This is a genomic window from Streptomyces sp. NPDC001532 (assembly GCF_040298625.1).
Classification (GTDB): Bacteria; Actinomycetota; Actinomycetes; order Streptomycetales; family Streptomycetaceae; genus Streptomyces.
Genome location: NZ_JBEPAL010000025.1, coordinates 56,421 through 81,718 on the forward strand (window position 1 = coordinate 56,421; position 25,298 = coordinate 81,718).

The 25,298-nt window shown below is 75.7% G+C and carries 10 protein-coding genes; 1 reads left to right on the top strand and 9 read right to left on the bottom strand.

The annotated features are described in order from the left end of the window. Nucleotides 1-5: 5 nt before the first annotated feature. From ABT232_RS22815 to ABT232_RS22855, 9 genes are read right to left on the bottom strand one after another with little or no spacing between them, the layout of a single operon-like run. On the bottom strand, nucleotides 6-3,473 hold the full coding sequence (locus ABT232_RS22815) for a non-ribosomal peptide synthetase (protein WP_351842732.1): 3,468 nt from the start codon (nucleotides 3,471-3,473) through the stop codon (nucleotides 6-8). A gap of 19 nt (nucleotides 3,474-3,492) precedes the next feature. Continuing rightward, nucleotides 3,493-11,559 (bottom strand): non-ribosomal peptide synthetase, encoded by an 8,067-nt coding sequence (locus tag ABT232_RS22820; RefSeq protein ID WP_351842734.1) that lies wholly within the window; start codon nucleotides 11,557-11,559, stop codon nucleotides 3,493-3,495. Further along, complete coding sequence (locus ABT232_RS22825; RefSeq protein ID WP_351842736.1) at nucleotides 11,556-16,142, bottom strand: non-ribosomal peptide synthetase; 4,587 nt, start codon at nucleotides 16,140-16,142, stop codon at nucleotides 11,556-11,558. Before ABT232_RS22825 ends, ABT232_RS22820 begins: the two co-directional genes overlap by 4 nt. Further along, nucleotides 16,139-19,303, bottom strand: coding sequence for a non-ribosomal peptide synthetase (locus ABT232_RS22830; RefSeq protein WP_351842738.1), 3,165 nt, complete (start codon nucleotides 19,301-19,303; stop codon nucleotides 16,139-16,141). The genes ABT232_RS22825 and ABT232_RS22830 overlap by 4 nt, the downstream gene beginning before the upstream one ends. Continuing rightward, entirely contained in the window at nucleotides 19,303-19,521 is a 219-nt protein-coding gene (locus tag ABT232_RS22835; RefSeq protein WP_351842740.1) for an MbtH family protein, read from the bottom strand. Before ABT232_RS22835 ends, ABT232_RS22830 begins: the two co-directional genes overlap by 1 nt. Nucleotides 19,522-19,524: 3 nt before the next feature. Continuing rightward, nucleotides 19,525-19,974, bottom strand: coding sequence for an aspartate 1-decarboxylase (gene panD, locus ABT232_RS22840; RefSeq protein WP_351842742.1), 450 nt, complete (start codon nucleotides 19,972-19,974; stop codon nucleotides 19,525-19,527). 40 nt (nucleotides 19,975-20,014) lie between these two features. Beyond that, nucleotides 20,015-20,824: an alpha/beta fold hydrolase gene (locus ABT232_RS22845; RefSeq protein ID WP_351842744.1), complete on the bottom strand. Its 810-nt coding sequence runs from the start codon at nucleotides 20,822-20,824 to the stop codon at nucleotides 20,015-20,017. A 26-nt stretch (nucleotides 20,825-20,850) separates the two neighbouring features. After that, a complete protein-coding gene (gene entS / locus ABT232_RS22850; protein ID WP_351842746.1) occupies nucleotides 20,851-22,134 on the bottom strand; it encodes an enterobactin transporter EntS in 1,284 nt (427 codons plus the stop codon). A gap of 8 nt (nucleotides 22,135-22,142) precedes the next feature. Then, nucleotides 22,143-23,465, bottom strand: a complete 1,323-nt coding sequence (locus ABT232_RS22855; protein WP_351842748.1) for a salicylate synthase — start codon at nucleotides 23,463-23,465, stop codon at nucleotides 22,143-22,145. A 191-nt stretch (nucleotides 23,466-23,656) separates the two neighbouring features. On the opposite strand from ABT232_RS22855, the gene ABT232_RS22860 reads away from it, so the two are divergent. After that, entirely contained in the window at nucleotides 23,657-25,285 is a 1,629-nt protein-coding gene (locus ABT232_RS22860; RefSeq protein WP_351842750.1) for a (2,3-dihydroxybenzoyl)adenylate synthase, read from the top strand. Nucleotides 25,286-25,298: the final 13 nt, after the last annotated feature.

A 25,298-nucleotide genomic window follows, 5' to 3' on the forward strand; every position in this document is an offset into this window, starting at 1 on the left:
TGCCGTCAGCCTTCGCGCAGCGCGGAGTCGACCTCCTCCGCCGACATGCCCTCGATCTCCAGCTGGATCGCGGCCACCTGCTCCAGCCGCCCCGGCGTCCGCTCCCCGGCGGCCAGCCGCTCGGCCATCCCGCCGGCCGTGAGCCCGGCGAACAGCGACCGCACGGACACCTCGGAGGTGTCCAGGGCCGCGCGCAGCCGGGCGACGATCACCGTGGCGAGCACCGAGTCGCCGCCCAGGGCGAAGAACCCGTCGTCGAGGCCCACTCGGTCGACGCCGAGCACGTCCGCCCACACCCGGGCCACCACCGTCTCCAGCGCGGTGCCCGGCGCCCGGTGCGCGGCCTCGCCCGCAGCCGCCTCCCACAGCTCGCGGACCGCCCGCCGGTCGAGCTTTCCGTTGGCGGTGAGCGGCAGTTCCTCCGTGACGGCGATCCGCGCCGGGACCATGTGCGGGGGCAGCGCCCGCCGCACCCAGTCGCGCAGCGCCTCCTCGGTCACCGCGGCCCCTGCGGCCACCGCGGCGGCCAGCTGGACGCCGGGCTCGCCGGTCAGCCCGGCCACGGCCCACCGGACGGCCGGATGACGGGCGAGGGCGGCCTCCACCTCGCCGAGTTCGATCCTGAAACCGCGCACCTTGACCTGGTGGTCGCGGCGGCCCAGGAACTCCAGGGTGCCGTCGGGCCAGTAGCGGGCGAGGTCCCCGGTGCGGTACCAGCGCACCCCGTCCCGCTCGACGAACCGCTCCGCCGTGCGCGCCGGGTCGCCGCGGTAGCCGCGCGCCACCCCGTCACCGCCGATCCACAGCTCGCCCGGCACCCAGTCCGGGCAGTCCCGGCCGCGCCCGTCGACGACCCGGCAGCGCACATTGCGCAGCGGGGTGCCGTACGGCACCGCCCGCCAGTGCGCGGGGACATGACCGCCGGTCACCTCGCAGACGGTGGAGTGGATCGCGGTCTCCGTGGTGCCGCCGAGACCGGCGAACCGGCAGCCCGGGGCGCGCTCGGCGAGCCGGGCGGGCAGGTCGGTGCCGACCCAGTCACCGCCGAGCAGGACCACCCGCAGCCCGGCGAGTTCACCGGGACCGGTGGCGAGCAGCAGCATGTCGAGCAGCGCCGGCACGCAGTTGACGACGGTGACCCCGTGGGCGTGCACCAGGTCGACCCACCGGCGCGCCTCCCGCCGGTCGTCCTCGTCGACCAGCACCACCGCGCCGCCCGTGCCGAGCAGCCCGAAGACGTCGTAGACGGAGAGGTCGAAGTCGAGGGCGGACAGGGCGAGACAGCGGTCGCCGGGGCCCACCGCGAAGCGCGCCGTGAGGTCGTCGAGGGTGTTGACGGCGGGCCGGTGCGGGACCTCCACGCCCTTGGGCTCGCCGGTGGAGCCGGAGGTGAACAGCACATAGGCGATGTCCTCCGCCGTCCCCGGCACGGGACCCGGCAGCGGTGCGTGCCGCAGCGCCTCGGCGACCGGCAGGGCGTCGGCGCCGTCGAAGGGGCGGCCGTCGGTGAGGGCCACGGTGAAGCCGGCGGTGGCGCGGATGCGGTCGCGGCGGGCGGGCGGCTGGTCGACGCCGATCGGCACATAGGCGGCGCCCGCGGCCAGCGCGCCGAGGACGGCGGTGATCTGGTCGGGGCCCTTGGGCAGGCCGACCGCGACCGTGTCACCTGGGCGCACGCCGCGCGCGCCCAGGGCGGCGGCGACGCGCAGCGCGCGGTCGGCCAGCTCGCCGTAGGACAGGACGCCGCGGGTGCCCCACAGGAGTGCCGGGGCGGTCGGCCGCTCGGCGGCGCGGGCGAAGAAGCCCTCGTGCAGCAGCAGCCGGCCGCGCGGGCCGTCGGTGGCGTTGACGGCCGCGCGCACCGCCCGCTGGTCGGCCGGGAGCAGCGCGGGCACCGGTGTCTGCCACACGGTGTCGTCGGTGCCGAGCCGGGTCACCAGCCCGTGGAAGGCGGCGAACATCGCGTCGACGAGGCCGGCCGGGAAGGCGTCCTCGCGGACGTCCCAGTTGACCAGCAGCCCGCCGTCGACCTCCGTGACCTGGGCGTCGAGCAGCACCTGCGGGCCCTGCGAGACGATCCACACCGGCTCGCCGAAGTGGCGCCGCACCCCCGCGTCGAACAGCTCGCCCAGGTTGAGCGCGCTGGTGAACACCACGGGCGCGAGGACCTGTTCACCGCGGTGCCGGGACAGGTCCCGCAGCACCTCCACGCCGGAGTAGTCGGCGTGGGCGGCGTCGGTGTGCATCCGGTCCTGGAGGCGCCGGGCGTGTTCGGCGAACGGCGCGTCGCCGGTCAGGTCGACGTCCAGCAGCACGGAGCTGGTGAAGTCGCCGACCAGCAGGTCGACGTCGGGGTGGGAGCCCCGGCGGTCGAACATCGGCACGTTCAGCAGGAACCGGTGCCGGCCGCCGAATGCCGCCAGCACCTCGGCGAAGGCGGTGGCGACCGCCATGGCCGGGGTGAGGCCGTGCTGGTGGGCGCGGGCGGTCAGCCGGTGCTTCTCCTCGGGCGGCAGCCAGTGGTGCCGCCGGGCCACCCGCGTCGGGTCGGCCCGCTCCGCCTCCGGCACCAGCGGCAGGTCGGGGGCGCTGGGCAGCTCGGGCACCCGGCGCCGCCACCGGTCGCGGGCCTGCTCACGGCTCAGCCGCCGCACCTCGGCGCGCTCGGCGAGGTAGTCGGGGTAGCCGGTGCGGATCGGCGGCAGGGCCGCGGCCGGATCGTCGTAGAGGGCGGCCAGGTCGGACAGGAGCACCCGGTAGCTGAGCGCGTCGGCGGCGAGCATGTCGACGTCCACGTGCAGCCGGCTGCGGCCCTCCGGCAGCAACGACAACCGGACGGCGAAGACCTCGCCCGCCTCGATGTCGAGCCGGGCGTGCGAGCAGGCCTGCCGCAGCTCCTCCAGCCGGGCCGCGGCCGACTTCTCGTCCATGCGCCGCAGGTCGTGGACGGTGGTCGGCGGGCGGGTGAGCGCGGGCAGGATCTGCTGGCGTCCGTCGTCGGTGAAGCGGGCGCGGAGCATGGCGTGCCGTTCGGCCAGCGCGCGGACGGCCGTGTCGAGGCGGTCGGGGTCGACGCCGGTGCCGTCGAACTCGACGTAGAGGTGGGCCGCGACGGAGCCGAGGGTGGTCTCCTCGCCGCGGCCGATCCAGTAGGCGTGCTGCATCACCGCCAGCGGGAACGGCTCGCCGGGGGCGGCGGGGGCCGGGGGCGGTGCGGGCCGGGGGGCCGGCTGTGCGCCGGGGTCGGGGAGGTGGGCGTGGAGCAGGGTGCGCCAGGCGCGCAGGGTCGGTTCCTTCGCCAGCTCGGCGAAGCCGATCCGGACCCCCTGGCGGCGCCAGCCGCCGGCGATCCGCATCAGGGTGATGGAATCCAGGCCCCAGGCGATCAGGCTGTCGTCCTCGCCCGGCGGGATGTCGAATGTGTCGGTGACCGCACGGAGCAGCTCGTCCGCGGTCGGGGGGTGCTGCGTCACCGGTTCCTCCGCTTCTCGCTCAGAAGTCGTCGTGCTCGCCGGGCTCGGTGTGGATGTCGGTGTCGGTGTCGGTGTCGGTGTGCGTATCGGGGTCGGTGCCGATGGCGTCGAAGGCGTTCTCGAAGTCGTCCAGGTCCTCCTGGGTCACCTCGACCAGCGGGAGGTCCGAGGGGGTGAGGCCGCCCGCGGGGGACGCCTGGACGTGCTGGACCAGTCCGCTCAGGGCTTGCCGCCACATCGTGAGCAGGGCGTCGGCCTCGGCGGTGGTCAGGAGGGTGCCGGGCCAGGCCGCCGAGACATGCAGCCGCGGGCCGTCCGCGTCCTCCACGGCGACGGCGTCGATCTCCAGGCCGGCGGCGGCGCGCTCGGGCGAGACCCGCAGCATCGGCGCCTCGGGGGCCAGCTCCCACGGCCGACCGGCGGCGGAGGCGGTGAACCGGCCGAGGTAGTTGAAGGTCAGCTGCGGCTGCGGAAGCTTCTCCAGGACGGGCGCGGTGTCGGGGTTGAGGTGGCGCAGCAGGCCGTGGCCGAGGCCCTGGCCGGGGACGGCGCGCAGCTGCTCCTTGACCCGTTTCAGGGCCGTCCCGGCCGCCGGTCCGCCCGCCAGCGCCTCCCGCGGGTCCAGCGGGCCGGGGTCGACGCCGACGGGGTGCACGCTGGTGAACCAGCCCACCGTCGCCGACAGATCGACGCCCTCGGCGATCTCCTCGACCCGCCCGTGGCCCTCGACGCCGACGAGCAGCGCACGGCCGGCCGTGTCGCCGCGCTCCTCCCGCCAGACGGCGACCGCCAGCGCGAGTGCGGTCAGCAGCACATCGGGGACGGTGGCGCGATAGGCGGCGGGCACGGCCGTCAGCAGCGGCGCGGTGAGCCGCGCGGGCAGCACGAAGGCGCGCTCCGTCGCGGCGGCGGACCGCGGCGGCGGGCTGTCGTGCGACACCGGGTTCGAGGGATCGCGGGCCAGCAGCGGACGTGAACCCTCCAGCAGCTCCGTCCACCAGGGCAGTTCCCGCACCCGCTGCGGACGGCGGGCCTCCCGGGCCAGCAGCCGGCTCCAGCCGCGGAAGGAGGTGCCGGTGCGCGTCGGGCGCGGGGCCCCACCGGTGCGGACCGCCTCCCACGCCTCGGCGAGGTCGGCGCCGATGATCCGCCAGGACACTCCGTCGACGACCAGGTGGTGGGCGACGAGCAGCAGCCGTCGTCCGGCCGGCCACCACACCGCCTGGAGCACGCGTCCCGCGCCGGGGTCGAGGCGCCGTACCGCGTCGGCCAGTTGCCGGTCGCGTTCCGTGTCCGTCAGCGCGGCCCGGCGCAGCAGCGCCTCGGCCCGCACGGTGCCCTCCTCGGGGACGACCAGCCGGTCCTCCCCCGCCGAGCGGGCACGCAGCATGTCGTGGCGGTCGAGGACGGTCTGGAGCACGGTGGTGAGCGCGGTCTCCGTCAGCTCGGGCGGGGTCACCAGCAGCACCGCCTGGGCGAGGCCGCCGCGGTCGGCGGTGGCGCGCATGACGGGGGTCGGCTCCAGTTCGCCCACGGCCTCGTCGGCCGCCCCGGCCGCACCGGCGAGCCCGGCAGCACCGGCGCGCCCGGCAGCACCGGCGCGCCCGGCTGCGTCGGCCCCGGCAGTGTGCGCGGCTTGGCGCACGCTCGCGGCGAGACCGGCCGGGGTGGGTGTCTGGAAGATCTGACGGGGGCTCACCGGGATGCCGGCCTTGCGGGCGAGGCTGACCAGCCGGATGGAGACGATGCTGTCGCCGCCCAGTGCGAAGAAGTCGGCGTCCACGTCGGCGCCGGGCAGCCCGAGGACGGTCGCGAACAGCTCGCACAGCCGCCGTTCCCGCTCGTCCGCCGGAGCCCTGGTGACGGGCGCCGGGGCGGCGGCGGGCGCCGGGAGGCCCGCGCGGTCGACCTTGCCGGAGGGCAGCAGCGGGAACGCGTCGAGAACGGTCAGGGTGGCCGGGACCATGTGCTCGGGCAGCCGCTCGCGCAGCCAGTCGCGCAGTCCGGGAAGGGCGTCGGAGGGTGCCAGGCAGTATCCGGCGAGCCGTTCGACGCCCGGTGAGTCCTCACGGAGCACCACGACACCGCGCCGGACGGCCGGGTGCTGTTCGAGGACCGCCTCGATCTCCTCCAGTTCCACCCGCATGCCGCGGATCTTCACCTGGTGGTCGGCGCGGCCCAGGAACTCCAGGGTGCCGTCGGGGCGCCAGCGCGCCAGGTCGCCGGTGCGGTACAGCCGTTCCCCCGGCGGGCCGAACGGGTCGGCGACGAAGTGGTCGGCGGTGCGGCGCGGGTCGTTCACATAGCCGCGGCCGAGATAGACACCGCCCGCGTACAGCTCGCCGGGCACGCCGACCGGGGTGGGGTTCAGCCGCTCGTCGAGGACGTAGAGACGGGTGTTGCCGTTGGGGCGGCCGATGGAGACGGCGCTGCGGACAGCGCCGGTGCGGTAGACGACATGGCTGACGCCGATGGTCGCCTCGGCGGGGCCGTACCCGTGGTACATCACGGCCTCGCTCGCCGCGCGGAAGCGGGCGAAGAGTTCCGGGGTCAGCACCTCACCGCCGCACCAGACGTGTTTCAGGGAGGCGGCGCGGCGGGTGAAGCCGTCCTGCTCCAGCAGCAGGTCGAGCATGGAGGAGACCAGATAGGTGAAGGTCACCCGGTGCCGTTCGACGGTGTCCAGCAGATAGTCGGTGTCGCGTTCGCCGCCGGGTTCGGCGATCACCACCCGGCCGCCGTTGACGAGCGGCAGGAAGATCTCGTTGATGGAGATGTCGAAGCCGAGCGGCGCCTTGAACAGGGACGCGTCGGCGGTGCCGAAGCCGAGCAGCTCGCGCTGCCACAGCAGCCGGTGGGCGATGGCCCGGTGCCGGATCATCGCGCCCTTGGGGACACCGGTGGAGCCCGAGGTGTGGATGACGTAGGCGAGTCCCTCGGGGTCGACGGCGACCTCCGGGCGGGCGGCGTCGGGCACGGGTCCGCCCAGGTCGACCTCGACGACGGGCGGGCCGTCGGGTCCCAGGGCGTCCCCGGTGCGTGCGAGCACCGCGGTCAGGGCCGCGCCGCGGCACACCTCGGCGATCCGGCGGGCGGGCCAGGACGGCTCCAGCGGGACGAAGGCGCCGCCCGCCTTCAGCACCGCGAGCAGCCCGACGACCATCTCCGCCGACCGGTCCAGATGGATGCCGACGCGGCGTTCCGGCCCCACACCCAGCTCCCGCAGCCGCCGGGCGAGGGCGTTGGCGCGGGCGTCGAGTTCGCCGTACGTGAGCCGGGTCCCGCCGGGGACGCCGTACTCGACGGCGGTCGACCGGGGGGTCCTGGCGGCCTGTTCCTCGACCAGGGCGGTGAGGGTGGTGGCCGGCATCGGGTGGGCGGTGTCGTTCCACTCCCCCAGCAACCGGGCGCGTTCGCCCGGGGTGAGGACGTCGGCGGCGCGCACGGGCCGGTCCGGGTGGCGGGCCAGTTCGCCGGTCAGCCGGACCAGCCGCTCGGCGATGGCCTCGGCGGTCGCCCGGTCGTAGAGGGCGGTGCTGAAGACCAGCGAGCCGTCGATGCCGCCGGCGTCGGGGTGCTCGAAGAGGTGGAAGGCGAGGTCGGTCTTGGCGGTGTGGAAGTCGACGCGGTGCTCGGCGAGGGCGAGTCCGGCGAAGTCCCGCCGTACGGGGGCCCGCTGGTGGGCGAGCATCACCTGGAACAGCGGGTGGCGGCCCGTGGAGCGGGCCGGGGCGAGGGCGTCCACCAGCCGTTCGAACGGGACGTCCTGGTGGGCGTAGGCGTCGAGGTCGGTCTCGCGCACCCGGGTGAGCAGTTCGCGGAAGGTGGGGTCGCCGGAGAGGTCGGTGCGCAGCACCAGGGTGTTGACGAAGAGGCCGACCAGGCCGTCGAGGGCGGGGTCGGCGCGGCCGGCGACCGGGGTGCCGAGCGGGATGTCGTCGCCCGCGCCGAGCCTGCCGAGCAGCGCCGCGACGGCGGCGTGGAGGGCCATGAAGACGGTGCCGCCCGTGTCCGCGGCGAGGTCGCGCAGGGCGCGGTGGACGTCGGCGTCGAGGCGGAAGTCGGCGGCTTCGGCCGAGTGGTGGTGGACGGCGGGGCGCGGGCGGTCCACCGGGAGCTGGAGTTCGTCGGGCAGTCCGGCCAAGGCGGTGGTCCAGTGGTCGAGGCCGTCGTCGGGGAGCCGGCGCCGCCACAGGGTGTGGTCGGCGTACTGGACGGGCAGCGGTGGCCAGGCGGGCGCGGTGCCGGCGCGGCGGGCGGTGTAGGCGGTCTCCAGGTCGGCGAGGAGCGGGTCGGCGGACCAGCCGTCGGTGGCGATGTGGTGGACGAGCAGCAGCAGGACGTGCTGGTCGGGGCCGAGGCGGTGCAGGGTGGCGCGGAGCGGGATCTCGCGGTCGAGGGCGAAGGGGCGGGCGGCGGCTTCGCGCAGCCTGGCGTCCAGTTCGCCCGCGGGGGTGGGCACGATCGTGAGGGGCACCTCGGGCGGGGGCAGGACGTGCTGTTTCGGGGTGCCGTCGTCGTCGGGGTAGACCGTGCGCAGCACCTCGTGCCGGGCCACCACGTCGTCGAGGGCGGCCCGCAGGGCGTCGGCGTCGAGGGGGCCGGTGAGCCGGAGGGCGGTGGGGACGTTGTAGGTGGGGCTCGGTCCTTCCAGGCGGTACAGGAACCAGAGCCTGGCCTGGGCGGAGGAGAGCGGGAGGGGGTCGGGGCGCACCGGGGCCGGCCGGAGCGCGGGGCGCGGCGCGTCGGGGGCGCGGGTGCCGAGGAGCGGGGCGAGGGCGGCCGGCGTGGGGGTGTCGAAGACGGCGCGCAGCGGGACGGCGGCGCCCAGGTCGGCGCGCAGCCGGGCGATCAGGCGGGTGGCGAGCAGGGAGTGGCCGCCGAGGGTGAAGAAGTCGTCGTGGACGCCGACCGCGGGCAGACCGAGCAGGTCGGCGAAGAGGCCGCACAGGGCCGCCTCGGCTTCGGTGCGGGGCGGAGTGCCGGTGGTGAGGGCGGCGAGGTCGGGGGCGGGCAGGGCGCGGCGGTCGAGCTTGCCGTTCGGGGTCAGCGGCAGCTCGTCCAGGAGCACGACGGCGGCGGGCACGAGGTGGTCCGGGAGCGTCGCGGTGAGCCGCTGCCGGAGGTCGGCGGGGCCGGGCCGGGCGCCGGGGAGCGGGACGGCGTAGGCCACGAGGTGCGGCTGTCCGTCGTGGTCCTGGCGTACCGTCACGGCGGCCTGGGACACCTCGGGCAGGGCGGCGACGGCGGCCTCCGTCTCGCCGGGCTCGACCCGGATGCCGCGGATCTTCACCTGGTCGTCGGTGCGGCCCAGGAACTCCAGGGCGCCGTGGGCGGTCCGGCGCACCAGGTCGCCGGTGCGGTAGAGGCGGGTTCCGGGCGGGCCGTAGGGGTCGGCGACGAAGCGTGCGGCGGTGAGCGCGGGCCGGCCGAGGTAGCCGCGGGCCAGCTGGGCGCCGCCGAGGTACAGCTCGCCGGGGACGCCGGGCGGGACGGGGCGCAGCCGGGCGTCCAGGACGAGGGTGCGGGTGTTCCACACCGGGCGGCCGATCGGCACCGAGCCGCCCGCCGAGCCGGTGCCCTCGGCGCAGGGCCAGGCGGTGACGTCGACGGCGGCCTCGGTGGGGCCGTACAGGTTGTGCAGCGCGGTGCCGGCCAGCAGCCGGGCGGTGCGGTCGGCGAGGTCGGTGGGGAGTGCTTCGCCGCTGCACAGCACGTGGCGCGGCACGCCTCGGACCCGCTCGGCGGCCGGGTCGTCGAGGAAGGCGCGCAGCATGGACGGCACGAAGTGGACGGTGGTGATCCGGTGGGCGCGTATCAGCTCGGCGAGGTGGGCGGGGTCGCGGTGGCCGCCGGGGCGGGCGAGGACGAGCTGTGCGCCGGTGATCAGGGGCCAGAAGAACTCCCAGACGGAGACGTCGAATCCGGCCGGGGTCTTCTGCAGGACGCGGTCGTCGGGGCCCAGGGTGTAGGTGTCCCGCATCCACAGCAGGCGGTTGACGATCGCGGCGTGCGGGACGACGACGCCTTTGGGGCGGCCGGTGGAGCCGGAGGTGTGGATGACGTAGGCGGGGTGCTCGGGGCGCAGCGGTCGGGTCCGGTCGGCGTCGGTCAGGGGGTGGTCGTCCTGGGCGGCGAGGCGTTGCCGTACGGCGGCGTCGTCGAGGAGCAGGAGCGGGGTCGTCGGCGGGACGGGGAAGGGGTGGGCGGTGGTGGTGAGGACCAGGGCGGGTGCCGTGTCCTCGACGAGGAGTGCGAGGCGTTCGGCGGGGTGGCCGGGGTCGAGCGGGACGTAGGCGCCGCCCGCCTTGAGCACGGCGAGGAGGGCGACCACCAGGTCGGGCCCGCGGTCCAGAGCGACGCCGACGAGCCGTTCGGGGCCGACGCCGTGGGCGGTGAGCAGCCGGGCGAGGCGGTTGGCGCGGGCGTGCAGGGCGGCATAGTCGGTGTGTTCGGCGTGGTCGGCGTGGTCGCGGGAGCCGGCGGGGTCGTGTGGGGCGGACGCGTCGGTGGCGAGGGCCGGGGCGTGGGGGGTGCGGGCGGCCTGCCGGTCGAGGAGGGCGGTGAGGGTGGTGTCGGGGACCGGGTGGGCGGTGCCGTCGCCGTCCCGCAGCACGCGGTGTTCCTCGTCCTCGGTCAGCAGCGGCAGCGTGGAGACGGGGCGCCCGGGGTCGGCGAGCGCCGCGGCGAGCAGGGTCTCCAGATGGCGCAGGAGGCGGTCGACGGTGTCCGGGGTGAACAGGCCGTCGCGGTGGGTGGCCTCGATGCGCAGCCGGCCGCCGGTGAGGAACGCCTCCAGGGAGAGGTCGAACTGGGTGGTGTCGTTGTGGACGGTCTCCCACTCGGCGGTGACGCCGGGCAGCGCGGGGCCGTCGAGGCCCTGGGTGAGGAAGAGCAGCATCACGTCGAACCAGACGGAGCGGCCCGGCTGCCGGGGCGGGCGCAGTTCCTCGACGAGCCGGTCGAAGGGCAGGTCCTGGTGGGCGTAGCCGTCGGTGCACGTCCGCCGTACGCGTGCGACGAGTTCGGCGAAGTCCGGGTCGCCGGCCAGGTCGGTGCGCAGGACGAGGGTGTTGCCGAAGTTGCCGATGAGCTGGTCGAGTCCGGTGAGGTCGCGGTGCATGACGGCTGAGCCGACGGGGACGTCGGTGGCTCCGGTGCAGCGGTGCAGCAGGGCGGCGAGTGCGGCGAGCAGCACCATGAAGGGGGTGGCGTCGGTGTCGCGGGCGAAGGCGGTAAGCCGGTCGGTGACCTCGGGGGCGAGGGTGCGGTGGCGGCGGCCGCCGTGCGGGGTGGGCCGGGGCTCGCGCGGGGCGTCGACGGGCAGGGCGAGGGGCGCGGGGGGTGGTGTGAGGGCGGCCCGCCAGTGGTCCAGATGCGGGGCGAGCCGGGCGTCGGTCCACGCGTCGCGCTGCCATCGCGCGTAGTCGGCGTACTGGAGGGGCAGCGGGGCGAGCCCGGACGGCTCCCCGGTGAGCGCGGACCGGTACAGGGCGCTCAGATCGCGGGAGAGGGCGTGGAAGGTGCCGCCGTCCCAGGCGATGTGATGGACCGTCAGTACCAGGGTGTGGTCGTCGGGGGCGCGGTGGATCAGCAGGGCGCGCAGGGAGTGGTCTGCGGCGAGGTCGAACGGGGTGGCCGAGGCGGTGCGGGCCAGTTCCGCGGTGCGCCGGTCCTGCTCGTCGTCCGGCAGCCCGTCGAGCCCGACGGTCTCGCACACCACCCGCGCGACCGGGTCGACGGTCTGTTCCGGGGTGCCGTCGGCGGTGGCCGGGTAGCGGGTGCGCAGCACCTCGTGCCGGTCGGCCAGGCCCTGGAGGGCGGTGCGCAGCGCCTGCCGGTCCAGCGGGCCGCGCAGCCGGACGGCCAGGCAGACGTTGTACGCCGGGCTGTCCGGGTCGAGCTGCTGGAGCAGCCACATCCGCGACTGGGCGTACGACAGCGGCAGCGGGCCCGCGTCGGCGGGGCGGCGCGGGATGTGCTCGGAGCGGGCGGCGGCGTTCGCCAGGCCGGCGCTCTCCAGCCGGCGGCGCAGCAACTCCCGCCTGCGGGCCGCGAGGTCGGCCGCCTCGGGTGTCCGGGTCACTGGTCTCCGCCTTTCAGCAACTGGTCGAGGGCCGCCGTCCACAGCTCGGCCAGGCGGCGGATGTCGTCCTCGGTGAAGAGGTGGCCGGGCCACTGCCAGCCCACCTCCAGCACCGGGCCGCCGGGGTCGCGGCCGTCGAGGAGGACGGCGTCGACGGTGAGGGCGTGGGACACCGGCATCAGGGGGTCGGCGGCGCCGCCCGCGGCACCGGTCTCGGGTGCGGCGGTGAACGCGGCGTCCGGCCGGGCCCGGCGTTCGCCGAGCGTGACGCGGCCCAGGTAGCCGAACTCGATCTGCGGCTCGGGGAGCCGGGCGAGCCGGGCGGCGGTGCCCGGGTCGAGTCTGCGCAGCAGGCCGTGGCCGATGCCCTGGTCGGGCAGGGCGGCGAGCTGGTCCCGGACGCGCCGCAGCTGATCGGTGCCGGGTGGGCCGCCGGGGTCGAGGCGGACGGGGTGGGTGCTGGTGAACCAGCCGACGGTGGCGGACAGGTCGGCGCCGGGCAGCAGGTGGTCGGCGCGGCCGTGGGTGGCGAGTTCGACGAGCAGGGACGGGTCGGGGGTGTCGCGCAGGCGCGGGACGGCGAGCGCCAGCGCCGTGAGGAGGACGTCGCGCACGGGGAGGCGGGTCAGGGGGACGGTGACGGCCGGGCCGAGGGTGAGGGTGTGGCGGCGCAGGGTGGCCCGGGTGTCGCGGGCGGGGTCCAGCGGTGCGGCGCCCAGGGGCGGTTCGGGGTGGTCCAGTACGGCCTGCCACAGGGGCAGTTCGGTGGTGCGGCGCCGGGCCTCGGCGCGCAGGGCCCGCGCCCACCGCCGGAAGGAGGTGACGGGGGGCGGGAGGCGGGTGCCGTGCCAGGCGGCGGCCAGGTCGGCGGCGAGGATGCCCCAGGACGCCGGGTCGGTGACCGTCTGGTGCAGGACGACGAGCAGCCGTCCCTCGCGGTCCGGGCCCGTGTCGAACCAGTGGAACCGTGCGACGGCCCCGGCCGCCGGGTCGAGATCGGCCGCGAGTGCGTCGAAGGCGTCCGGCACCAGGTCGCCCACCGCCGGGTGGTCCAGGTGCGCGGCGTCGGTGCGCCGTACGCAGTCGGACGCGCGGACGGCGCCCACGGGCGCGGTGTGCAGCCGCCAGGTCCCGTCCTCGTCCCGCCCCAGGCTCGCCCGCAGCAGTTCGTGCCGGTCGAGGACGCTCTGGACGAGGCGGTGCAGCCCGGTGAGGTCGAGGCCGGCCGGGGTGCGCAGGAAGCGGGCCTGGCCGAAGGCCCGGAAGGGGCCGCCCTGTTCGACGAGGCGGACGAGAGCGGGGGTGAGCGGGATGTCCTTGGTGCCGGTCTCGGCCGTGTCGTCCGTACGGGGGCCGGCCGCATCGCCCGCGCCGCGTGCGGCGGTGTCCGCATGTTCGGCGGTGTCCACGCGTGCGGCGGTGTCCACGCGTTCGGCGAGCCCGGCCACCGTCGGCTGTTCGAAGACGTCGCGCGGGGACAGGGGGAGGCTGGCGGCGCGGGCCTGTCCGACCAGGCGCATGGAGACGATGCTGTCCCCGCCGAGCGCGAAGAAGTTCTCGTGCACGCCGATGCCGTCGAGCCCCAGCACGGTGGCGAACAGCTCGGCGAGCCGCCGTTCGGTGGCCGTGCGCGGGGGCCGCGCGGCGGGTCCGGCGGTGCGGGTGGGCGCGGGCAGGGCGGCGGTGTCGAGCTTGCCGTTGAGGGTGAGCGGGAGGCCGTCGACGGCGACGAACACCGACGGGACCATGTAGTCGGGCAGGACGGCGGCCGTGGCGGTCCGCAGCAGCTCGGCGGTCCGCTCGGCGGGTGGTGCCGAGGGGGCCCTGACGACGTAGGCGACCAGGCGGCGGACGCCGGGGGTGTCCTCGCGGACCACGACCGCGGCGCGCTCGACCAGCTCGTGGCGGAGCAGCACCGCCTCGATCTCGCCGGGTTCGATCCGGTGGCCGCGGATCTTCACCTGGTCGTCGACCCGGCCCAGGCACTCGACGAGGCCGTCGCGGGTCCAGCGGGCGATGTCGCCGGTGCGGTACATGCGGGCGCCGGGCCGGGTGGCGAACGGATCGGCGACGAAACGGCTCGCGGTGGCCGCCGGGCGGCCCAGATAGCCGCGGGCCAGGCCTTCGCCGGCGATGTACAGCTCGCCCTCGACGCCGGTGGGCACCGGATGGAGGTGGCGGTCGAGGACGTACAGGCGGGCGCCCGCGACGGGCCGGCCGATGGCGGGGCGGTCGGTGAGCGCGAGGTCGCAGTCGGCGGAGTCCACGGTGGCCTCGGTGGGGCCGTAGAGGTTGTGCACGGTCAGGCCGTCGGTGGCGCGCAGGGTGCGCCACAGGTCCGGCGGTACGGCTTCGCCGCCGACGCCCAGCACCTTCAGCTCGGCGCGCCAGCCGTCGCGGGTGACCAGCTCGCCGACGAGGGAGGGCGACAGTTCGATGAACTCGACGCGGTGCTCGGCGAGGAAGTCGCGCAGCGCGTCGGGGTCGCGGCGCACCTCGTCGGGGACCAGGTGCAGTTCGTGCCCGGCGAACATCCACAGCATGGGCTGCCAGGAGGCGTCGAAGGCGGTGGGCCAGGCGTGCCCGATCCGCAGCGGGCGTCCGCCGGCGGCGGCCGACGCCGGAGTGAACAGGGCGGCGCGGTGGGCCGCGAACAGGTTGACGATGGCGCGCTGCGGCACCACGACGGCCTTGGGGCGGCCGGTGGAGCCGGAGGTGTAGATGACGTAGGCGGGGTGCTCGGGGCGCGGCGGACGGAGGGGGTCGGCCGGGTCGGCCTCGGCGAGGCGGCGCCGGGTCTCGGGGGCGTCGAGCGGCAGGACGGGCACGCCGTCGGTGGCGGGTGCGGTGCCGGCCGTGGTGAGCAGGGCGACGGGGCGGGCGTCGTCGAGCATTCCGGCGATGCGCTCGGCGGGCCAGGCGGGGTCCAGCGGCAGATAGGCGGCGCCGGCCTTCTGGACGGCGAGCAGGGCGATGAGGGTGTCCGGGGTCGGGGGCAGCGCGAGGGCGACGACGCGTTCCGGTCCGGCGCCCGCCTCGACGAGCAGCCGGGCCAGCCGGTTTGCCTCGGCGTTCAGCGCGGCGAAGGTCAGCCGCCGGCCGTCGCCCACCACGGCGGTGGCGTCCGGGGTGCGGGCCGCCTGCGCCTGGAAGATCTCGGGCAGGGTGGGCTCCGGCGCGGGCAGCGGCGGGCGGGTCCCGGCGGTGAGCAGGGCGGCCCGTTCCTCGGGGGCGAGCAGGTCCAGGGCGGCGAGCGGCGCGTCCGGGTCGGCTGGCAGGGCGCGCAGCAGCCGTTCGAAGCGGGCGGCCAGTTCCCGTACCGTGCGGCGGTCGTGGCAGTCGGGGCGGAACTCGAAGACGACGCCGAGGCGTCGTTCGGCGAGGACAGCGAGGGTGAGCGGGTAGTGGGTGGCTCCGGAGCCGGTGACGTCCAGGATCCGCAGTCCGGCGTCGGCCTCGGCGCGGGCGACGGCGGCCCGGTCGACGGGGTAGTTCTCGAACACCAGCAGCGTGTCGAACAGGTCTCCGGCACCGGCCAGCCGCTGGATCTCGGTGAGCCCGAGGTGGTGGTGGTCCATCAGCCGGGCCTGCTCGTCCTGGAGCCGGCGCAGGAAGTCCCCGGCCCGCTCCCCCGGCCGCACGGTCACGCGCACGGGCACGGTGTTGATGAACAGGCCGATCATCGACTCGGCGCCGGCGAGGTCGGCGGGCCGCCCGGCGACGGTGGCGCCGAAGACCACGTCGTCCCGTCCGGTGAGCCGGGCCAGCAGCAGCGCCCACAGTCCCTGGACGACGGTGTTGACGGTGACGCCGCGAGCACGGGCCGACGCCGCTATGCGCTCGGTCACATCCTCCGTGAGCCGGAGGGTGTGGAGTTCCGGCGTCACCGGCACGGGGCCGGCGGGGGACCGCGCCAGCAGGGTGGGGGCCGCTCCGGCCAGCGCCTCCCGCCAGGCCCGTCCGGCCGCCTGGCGGTCGCGGGCCGCCAGCCAGGCCAGGAAGTCGCGGTAGGGCCGCGCGGCGGGCGGTGGTGCGGTGCGGCCGGGGGCGAGCAAGCCGGCGTACAGCTGGAGCAGTTCGCGCACCAGCAGGGGGACGGACCAGCCGTCGAGGAGCAGATGGTGGTTGGTGACGATCAGCAGCCAGCGGTCGGGGCCGAGGCGGGCGAGGGTGAGCCGCAGCAGGGGCGGGTCGGTGAGGTCGAAGCGGGCTGCCGCGTCCTCGGCGACGACGGCCGCTCGGGTGCGTTCGCCGGCGGTGGACAGGTCGGTCTCCCGCCAGCGGACGGGGACCTGTTTCAGCACCACCTGCACGGGGTCGTCCAGGTCCTCGTGGAGGAAGGCGCCGCGCAGGTTGGCGTGCCGGGCGAGCAGTTCCTCGGCGGCGCCGCGCAGCAGGTCGGGGCGCAGCGGGCCCTCGATCTCCACCAGCGACTGCATGGTGTAGACGTCCTGGGCGTCCTCGTCGAACAGGGCGTGGAACAGCAGGCCTTGCTGGAGCGGGGAGAGCGGCAGGACGTCCTCGACGAGGGAGCCTTCGTCGGGAGGGCCGTCGTCGCCGGCCGCGGCGGGCTGCGTGCTCATCGGTTCCTCCACCTCGCCTTGACCTTGTCGAGCTGGGACGGGCTGAGCGACACCAGGGGCTCGCCGGTCGCGGTGAACTCCTCGGGCGCGGGGCCGCCGGCGCAGGCGGCGGCGCGGGCGAGGCCGGCGGGGGTGCGGTGGGTGAAGACGTCCCGCGGGGAGAGGGCGAGCCCGGCGCGGCGGGCTCGGTCGGCGAGCCGGACGGAGACGACGCTGTCGCCGCCGAGGGTGAAGAAGTCGTCGTGGACACCGGCCCGTTCCAGGCCCAGCACCTCGGTGAACAGCCCGCACAGCAGCTTCTCCTCGGCGGTGCGGGGCGGGTCGAAGGCGCTGTCGCGGGTGAGGTCGGGGGCGGGCAGGGCGCGGCGGTCGACCTTGCCGCTGGGGGTGCGCGGGAGGGCGTCCAGGACGACGACGGCGGACGGTACGAGGTGTCCGGGCAGCCGCTCGGCGAGCGCCCGGCGCAGCGCGGCCGGTTCGAGGGCGGCGCCGGGCCGGGGTACGGCGTAGCCGGTCAGGCGGCGTCCGGTGGGGCCGTCGTCCCGGGCGGTGACGGCGGCCGAGCCGACTGAGGGCAGGGCGCGCAGGGCGGCCTCGATCTCGCCGGGTTCGACCCGGAAGCCGCGGATCTTCACCTGCTCGTCGGCCCGGCCGAGGAACTCCAGGGCACCGTCGGCGCGCCGGCGGGCCAGGTCGCCGGTGCGGTAGAGGCGGCTGCCGGGCGGGCCGAAGGGGTCGGCGACGAAGCGTTCGGCGGTTCGGGCGGGCTGGTGCAGATAGCCGCGGGCCAGTCCGTCCCCGGCGAGGTACAGCTCGCCGGTCGCACCCGGCGGGACGGGGCGCATGAAGGGGTCGAGGACGTGGACGCGGGTGCGGTCGAGGGGCTGTCCGAGCGGCACCGGGTCGTCGCCGTCCGCGTAGGTGTGGACGAGGCTGTCGCCGGCGGCCTCGGAGCAGCCGTAGAGGTTGACCAGGCGGGCGTGCGGCCAGCGTCGGGTGATCGCGGCGGCGAGGTCGGCGGTGAGGGGTTCGCCGCTGGAGATCCAGGTGCGGACGGAGCCGAAGGAGCCGGGCGGAGCGGACTCGACGAGGGTGGCGTGGAGGCTGGGGACGGCGGTGAGGAGGGTGACCCGGTGGCGGTCGGCGAGGGCGGCGAGGGCGGCCGGGTCGGTGGCGGTGTCGTCGGCGGCGAGGGCCACCGGTTCGCCCGCGACGAGCGCGCCGAGCAGTTCGGTGAGGCCGTCGATGAAGCTGATCGGGCTCTTGGAGACGCGTACGCCGCCTTCGCTCAGTTCCCGGCCCCAGGCCAGCCGGTTGGCGAGCGCCCGCTGGGTGCCGACGACGGCTTTGGGGCGGCCGGTGGAGCCGGAGGTGAACAGGACGTAGGCGGGGTGGTCCGGTGACAGGGGCGGGGGCGGCCGTAAGGGGGCGCGGGCGTCGGGCGGGCAGACCGTCGCCGGGTCGAGGGCGAGGTGCCGGGCCGTCGGCGGGTCGGCGACCACCAGGGTGGGCCGCGCCTCGTCCAGCATCAGCGTGACGCGGTCGCCGGGATGGGCCGGGTCGACGGGCATGCAGGCCGCTCCGGCCTTGAGGGTGGCGAGGAGGGCGGTCACCAGGTCGGGGCCGCGGGGCAGGGCGACGGCGACCACGGACTCGGGTCCGGCGCCGCGCGCGGTCAGGGCGGCGGCCAGGGCGTCGGCGCGGGCGTCGAGTGCGGCGAAGGTGAGGGTGGTGTCGCCGTGCAGCACGGCGGGGGCGTCGGGGGTGCGGGCGGTCCGGTCGGCGAGGAGGGCGCGGACGGTGGGGTGCCGCAGGGGGTGGTCGGCGGGCCGGGCGGGCGGCGGGGGGCCGGCTGCTCCGAGCCGGGCGACGGGGCGGGCCGGGTCGTCGGTGAACTCGCGTATCAGTGTGGTGAACCGGTCGGCGAGGGCCGTGACGGCAGGGGTGTCCAGGGCGGTCGGCCGGTGGGCGAAGGTCAGGGTGAGCCGGGGGCCCGGGAGGGCGGTGAGGGTGAGCGGGTAGTGGGTGGCGTCGAGGACGGAGACGTCGGTCATGCGCAGGCCGTCGAGGGCGCGGGCGATGCCCTCGTCCTCGATCGGGTAGCTCTCGAAGACCAGCAGGGTGTCGAAGAGGACGTCGTGTCCGGCGGCGCGCTGGATGTCGGCGAGGCCGAGGTGCCGGTGGTCGAGCAGTGCGGACTGTTCGGACTGGAGCCGGAGGAGCAGGTCGGCCGCCGGTTCGGCGGGGCGCAGCCGCACCCGGACGGGCAGGGTGTTGATGAACAGGCCGACCATCGACTCGATGCCGGGCACGTCGGCGTCGCGGCCGGAGACGGTGGTGCCGAGGACGACGTCGGTGCGGCCGGTGAGGCTGCCGAGCAGGACCGCCCACAGGCCCTGGAGGGCGGTGCTGACGGTGACTTTGTGGGCGCGGGCGGCGGCGGTCAGGGCGGCGGTGTCGGCTTCGGGCAGGGTCAGGACGTACCGTCGTGGCGGCTCGGGCGCCCGGTCGCGGGCGGCCGGGGCGAGCAGGGTGGGTTCGTCGAGGTCGGCCAGGGCGGTCCGCCAGGCGGTGCGGGCGGCCTCGCGGTCCTGGCGGGACAGCCAGGTCAGGTAGTCGCGGTAGGGGCGCACCCTGGGCAGGGCGGCCGGGTCGCCGCCGGAGCCGTGGAGCAGGAAGAGTTCGCGCACCAGGAGGGGCGCGGACCAGCCGTCCCAGAGCAGGTGGTGGGAGGAGATCACCAGCCGGTGGTCGTGCGCGTCGAGGGTCACGAGATGGAACCGCAGCAGCGGCGGGCGGGTCAGGTCGAAGCGTTCCTCGCGGTCCTCGGCGAGCAGCCGCCGCAGGTCCCGCTCGCGTTCGTCCGGCGGGCGGGTGGTCAGGTCGGTGACGCGCCACGGGGTGGGTACCGCGCCGGCGATCACCTGGACGGGCCGGCCGTCGCGCCGGGTGCGGAACGCGGCGCGCAGGTTGGCGTGCCGGGCGAGGAGCGCCGAGGCGGCCGTGCGCAGCCGGTCGGGGTCCAGCGCACCGGCCAGGCGGAGGACCGTCTGCCCGGTGTAGACGTCCGGCGCGTGCGGGTCGTACAGCGCGTGGAAGACCATGCCCTCCTGCATCGGGGAGAGCGGCAGCACGTCCTCGACGCGGGGCCGGGCCGCCATCAGGCGTCGGCCTCGCGCATGGCCTCGGCGAGGCTGCGCGGACGCATGTCCGTCCAGTGCCGTTCGATGTGGTCGAGGCAGGCCTCGCGGCCGGCCGGTCCGTGGACGCTGGTCCAGCCGGCCGGGACGGGCGCGAAGTCGGGCCACAGCGAGTACTGGCCCTCGTCGTTGACCAGGACGCGGAAGACGCCGTTGTCGTCGTCGAACGGGTTGGCCATGGCTCAGTTCCCCTCCTGCTCACGGGTGCGGTCGGCGGGCTCGGTGAAGGACCCGGAGAACTGGTCCGGCGCCCCGGGCACCGGCTCGGCCGGGTCGGTGCCGAGCGCGACGATCCGGTTGGCCTTGTCGACGTGCACGACCCGGGGCCGGTGGGCGGCCCGTTCGTCCTCGTCGAGGACGGCGAAGGACATGACGATGACGAGGTGGCCGGGGTGGATCAGGTGGGCCGCCGCGCCGTTGACGCCGAGGACGCCGCTGCCGGGCGCGCCGGGGATGGCGTAGGTGGTCAGGCGGGCGCCGTTGTCGATGTCGACGACCTGGACGGCCTCGCCCTCGACGATGTCGGCGGCGGCCATGAGGTGCTGGTCGATCGTCAGCGAGCCGACGTAGTGCAGATCGGCCTGGGTCACGGTGGCTCGGTGGATCTTTCCGTTGAGCACGGTGCGCTGCACCACTACCCCCTGAGGTAGGACTTAGGTGAGGCTAACCTCATCAGTCGTGTGTGCGGAAGAACTCCAGCAGCACCCGGTTCACCTCCTGCGGGCGCTCCAGGTAGCCGTAGTGGCCACACCCCTTGATCTCCTGGTAGACGGCGCCCGGGACGGCCTCGGCGACCTCGCGGCCCAGGCGCGGCGGCAGGATCAGGTCGTCGGCGAAACCGATCACCAGGCAGGGCACGGTGATCGCCCGGTAGGCGGCGAGCCGGTCGTCCGGGACCCGCAGCTCCGACTGGGCGCGGACGCCCGGACCGGCCACCGGCGGCGCGAACCGCAGGACCTCCAGCCAGTCCTGGGCCGACCGGTCGTCGTCCAGGGTGGCCGGGGACAGGTTCAGCAGGGCGCGCACCCAGGCGGCGTAGGCGGGCGGCAGCTCCACCCCGGCGTCGTCCAGGGCGCGTTCCGCGGCGGCCATGGCGGTGCGCAGTGCGTCGGTGCGGCCCCTGGTGGCCATCAGCACGCCCTGCCGCACCAGTTCGGGCCGGGCCAGCATCAGCTCCTGCACCACGTACGCCCCCAGGGAGACGCCCACCAGACGGCACGGCGCGAGGCCCAGATGCTCGATCAGGCCGGCGGTGTCGTCGACCAGGTCGCCGACGGTGAAGCCCTCGGGGCACTCGTCGGTCGGCGGGACGCCCCGGTTGTCGAAGGTGACCGCGCGGTATCCGGCCGCCACCAGTGCGGGCACCTGATGGAGGTGCCAGGCGCGGCCTCCCGCGCCCCGGCCCATCACCAGGACCACCGGATCGCCGTGGCCGGTGTCCTCGTAGTGGAGGCGGATTCCGTTGATCCGTGCGCTCGGCATGGCCCTCCCTGGCGTACGACGGTGGGTCAGTCGGTCGCCTTCGTGGGCGCCGTCGGCTTCTCCTCGGTGGCCGGCGGCCCCTGGAGGGTGGCCCGGCGCAGGCCTGGCATGGCCAGCGCGAGCGTCGCCACCCCGGCCAGGCAGACCAGCCCGCCGGCCACCGCGGCCCCGGCGGACGAGCCCAGCGCCCGGGCCACCAGGCCCGCCTCCAGGTTGCCGACGGAGGGTCCCGCGGTGGCCTGGGCGAGCCACAGGCTGCCCACCCGGCCCTGCAACCGGTCCGGCGTGTAGTGCTGGAGCAGGGCCCGGCGCAGGATCTCGGAGGCGGTGTCACCGAAGCCCGCGAGGGCCAGGAACAGCAGGGCGAGCCACAGGTCGGGGCTCAGCCCGAAACAGGTGACGGCCACGCCCCACACAGCGACCGCGCCGATCAGGGCCCGCCCGGTGTGGTGCACCCGGCCGGTCCACCCGCTGGTCAGCGCCCCGAAGAAGGAGCCGACGGCGGGCGCGGTGTAGAGCAGCCCGACGGTGGACGGGCCACCGCCGAAGTGCTCGGTGCCCAGCTCCGGGAAGAGCGCGTACGGCATCGCGAAGACGACCGCGCAGACGTCGATCAGCAGCAGTCCGGCCACCACCTGGTTGCCGCGCAGGAAGCGCAGCCCCTCGGCCATCGCCCGCGCCGGCCGCTGCCGCTCCCCCGCCGTGTCCGGCGGCAGCGCGGGCAGCGGGGCGAGCAGGGCCAGGCCGACGACGTAGATCACGGCGTCGGCGGCGAAGCACACCGCGACGCCCGGACCGGCCGCGATCAGTCCGGCCAGCGAGGGCCCCACCATGGCGCCGAGCTGGGCGGTGAGCGTGATCAGCGCCCCGGCCGCGGCCAGTTGGCCCGGCGCCACCAGGGACGGGGTGGCGGCCATCAGCGCGGGACCGCCGAGCCCGCCGGCGCCGCCCGCGAGCACCGCCGCCACGAACACGAACCACACCCTGGGCTCGGCCAGCGCCGCGTTGACCGCGAGAGCGGCGATCACCACGGCGGTCACCGTCCGGGTGACCAGGACGATCCGGCGCCGGTCGACCCGGTCCGCGAGCAGCCCGCCGGCCAGCAGTCCGACCAGCAGCGCCAGGCCGAGCGCCAGGCTCATCAGGCCGACCTGCACCGACGATCCGGTGAGCGTGTAGACCTGCACGCTCGCGGCGACCGAGGTGAGATGGGTGCCGACCATGGAGATCGCCTGGGTGGCGAAGACCAGCCGGAAAGGGCCGCTCGCCCGCAGCGGCGCGACATCGACGACGACTTCTCCCAGCCGCACGCCCGCCCCTAGGCCCGCGCGGGGACGACGTACGGGGCGACGCTGCGCAGTTTCTCGCAGGTCTCCTCCAGTTCCCGGGCCGGTGTGGACCCGGCGAGGATCCCGGCGCCGGCCCGCAGCCAGGTGCGGCCGTCCTCCTCGAAGACGCTGCGCAGCACCAGCGCCGCGTCCAGCTCACCGTCCGCGGAGGCGGTCAGGACCGCGCCGCCGTATATGCCGCGCGGCCCGTCCTCCAGCCTCGCGATGCAGTCGTACGCCTGCGCCTTGGGGATGCCGGAGGCGGTGACCGCCGGGAAGACCGCGCGCAGGGCGTCCCAGCCGGTGGCGTCCCGGGCCAGCCGGCCGTGCACGCTGGACCCCAGGTGCTGCACGCTGCCGCGCTGCCGCACGCTCAGCAGATCGCGCACCGAGACCGAGCCGGGCCGGCATACGGTGGCCATCTCCTCCTCCGCCAGCTTCACCGAGAGCACGTGCTCGGAGATCTCCTTGGGATCGGCGAGGAGTTCGGCGCGCAGCCGCTCGTCCTCGCGCGCCCCGAGGCCCCGGGCGCGGGTTCCGGCGAGCGGCTGGGTGACGACCTCTCCGTCCGCCGCGACCTCGACGACCGTCTCGGGGCTGAAGCCCGCCACCCGGCGGCCGCCGAGGCGCAGCAGGAAGGAGCGGGCCGGGGTGTTGTGGGCCCGGCCGTGCAGATAGGTGCCGACGAAGTCGACGGGGAAGGACACCGGGACGGACCGGGAGAGGATGACTTTCTGGAGTCCGGTCGGTGAGTCGCGGATCTCGTCGATCGCGCGGGCGACCAGTCCGGGGTAGGCGGCGGCGCCGTCGGTGATGTCCACGGGCCGGGCGGCGGCGACGGGCCGCTCGGCGGGCGGGGCGGAGAGCAGGGCGAGCACGCGGTCCAGCGTCTCCTGGTCGGCGCTGCGGACCAGTGCGCCCTGCCGGCGGAGTGTCACCTCGGTGTGCGGGACGACGACATGGAGCAGATCGGCGTCGCCGGCCCGGTCGGGGCGGCCGGCGTGGAGATGGGCGAACTCGTAGGCCATCCAGCCGTAGGTCCGCCATCCCTCGATGTCGGCCCCGTCGAGCGACTCCCGCACCTGGCGCAGTGGGTACGGGCCGAGGGGCGCCGTCGACGTGGCGGTGCCGAAGCGGGCGCGCACGGTGGAGCGGTCCACCAGCACCTCGCCGAGCGCTCCGCCGGCGAAGCGGCAGTCGCCGTCGCGTTCATAGATCACGTACTGGTCGAACAGGCCCGACTCGGCGAGGGCCGCGGCCCATGGGATGGGATCTCCCGGCAGTTCCGTCTCCGCGCTCCGATAACGCAGCAACGACCTACCTCCCTGGAGTTAGGTTAACCTAACCTAATCGAGAAGGAGGGTAGCCTCCGCGTCGAAGCCGCGTCCAGATCGCGTCGAGCCATGCGGCCGAACGGCGCACGGGCTCCTCCGCACGCCCCTCGGGGTTGACCCCGGCGAAGCACGTAGGCAAGCCTTTCCTCATCAGCAGGCGGGAGTTGAGCATGCTCGACGGATGGGTCCCCTGGCCGACGACACTGGCGGAGCGCTACCGCGCCGAAGGCTACTGGGAGGGCCGGCCGCTGGACCGGCTGCTGCGGGACCGGGCCGCACGGCACCCGGACCGCACCGCCCTCGTCGACGCCGGCGGCCACCGCTGGACGTACGGCGAACTCGACACGCGCGCCGACCGGACGGCGGCCGGACTGCGAGCGCTCGGCATCGGCGGCGGCGACCGCGTGGTCGTCCAACTCCCCAACACCGACGCCTTCGTGGTGCTGTTCTTCGCCCTGCTGCGGGCCGGCGCCGTACCCGTGCTCACGCTGCCCGCGCACCGCGAGAGCGAGATCGTCCACGTCGCCGAGACGGCCGGGGCCGTCGCGTACGCGATCCCGGACGAGCACGACGGCTTCGACCACCGCGTCCTGGCCCGCGCCCTGCGCAAGGCGGTGCCGTCCGTCGCCCATGTGCTGGTCGACGGGGAGCCCGCCGAGTTCACCGCGCTGGCCGCCGTCGACGCCGAGCCGGCACCGCTGCCCGCGCCCGACCCCGGCGATGTGGCGCTGCTGCTGCTCTCCGGAGGCACCACCGGAAAACCCAAGCTCATCCCGCGCACCCACGACGACTACGCGTACAACGTCCGGGCGAGCGCCGAGGTCTGCGGCTTCGACGAGTCCACCGTCTACCTGGTGGTGCTGCCGACCGCGCACAACTTCGCGCTCGCCTGCCCCGGACTGCTCGGCACCCTGCTGGCCGGCGGCACCGTCGTGCTCTCCCCCACCCCCAGCCCCGAGGACGCCTTCGCGCTGATCGAACGGGAGCGGGTCACCGCCACCGCCGTGGTCCCCCCGGTCGCCCTGCTGTGGCTGGACGCGGTGGAGTGGGAGGAGGCCGACCTCTCCTCGCTACGGCTGCTCCAGGTCGGCGGCTCCAAACTGGGCGCCGAACCCGCGGCCCGGGTCGGGCCCGCGCTCGGCTGCGCGCTCCAGCAGGTCTTCGGGATGGCCGAGGGCCTGCTCAACTACACCCGCCTCGACGACCCCGCCGACCTCGTCCTGCACACCCAGGGACGGCCGCTGTCCCCGGCAGACGAGATACGCGTGGTCGACGCCGCCGGGAACGACGTACCGCCGGGCGCCACCGGCGAGTTGCTGACCCGCGGCCCCTACACCCTGCGCGGCTACTACCGGGCGCCCGAGCACAACAGCCGCGCCTTCACCGCCGACGGCTACTACCGCACCGGCGATCTGGTGCGGGTCCTGCCCTCCGGCCATCTCGTCGTCGAGGGACGCGAGAAGGACCAGATCAACCGGGGCGGCGACAAGATCTCCGCCGAGGAGCTGGAGAACCACCTCCTCGCCCACCCCGCCGTCCACGACGCCGCCGTCGTCGGCATGCCGGATGCGACGATGGGCGAGCGCACCTGCGCCTGCCTCGTGCCGCGCGGCACGGCCCCGGCCCTGCGGGAGCTGACCGCGTTCCTGCGCGAGCGGGGCGTGGCCGCCTACAAGCTGCCGGACCGCGTGGAAGTGCTCGACGCCTTCCCCCGGACCTCCGTCGGCAAGATCGACAAGAAGGCGCTCGGCCGGCGGATCGCGGACCGGCTGCGCGAGGAGGGCCACGGTGGCCGGTGAGCCCGGGACCACG